This window comes from Cognatazoarcus halotolerans (assembly GCF_009800965.1).
Classification (GTDB): domain Bacteria; phylum Pseudomonadota; class Gammaproteobacteria; order Burkholderiales; family Rhodocyclaceae; genus Cognatazoarcus; species Cognatazoarcus halotolerans.
In genome coordinates, this window is sequence record NZ_WUAF01000063.1 from 1 (window position 1) to 443 (window position 443).

The 443-nt window shown below is 62.8% G+C and carries 1 protein-coding gene; it reads left to right on the forward strand.

Going from position 1 to position 443, the window contains the following annotated elements; translation table 11 throughout:
* On the forward strand, positions 1-443 hold a 443-nt coding region (locus tag GQB03_RS22665; RefSeq protein ID WP_159694064.1), incomplete at both ends, for a transposase.

The following is a 443-nucleotide window of genomic DNA, read 5'->3' on the forward strand; positions in this document are numbered from 1 at the left end:
ACCGACCCGGAATCGAAGCTCATGAGGAAAGGCAACGGCCAGCCGGCCAAGCTCAGCTACGGCGGTCATGTGCTCATGGAGAATCGCAACGGCCTGTGCGTGGATATTCTGGTGACCGACGCGACGCAAGCCGAGCACCGCGCCGCCCGCACACTGCTCACCCGCGCCCGCCGGCGCCGGATTCACCCCACGACCCTGGGCGCCGACAAGGGCTATCACGTGAAGGACTTCGTCTCGCATCTGCGCGAGCATCGGATCCGGCCGCACATCGCGAGAATCGACAACCGGACCACGCCAGGGCTCGATGGGCGAACGACGCGGACCGAAGGCTATCGAATCAGCCAGCGAAAACGAAAGCGGGTCGAAGAGATATTTGGCTGGCTTAAGACGGTGGGCGGAATGAGAAAGAGCCGATTCATTGGTCAGGCGAAAACCCAGATGGC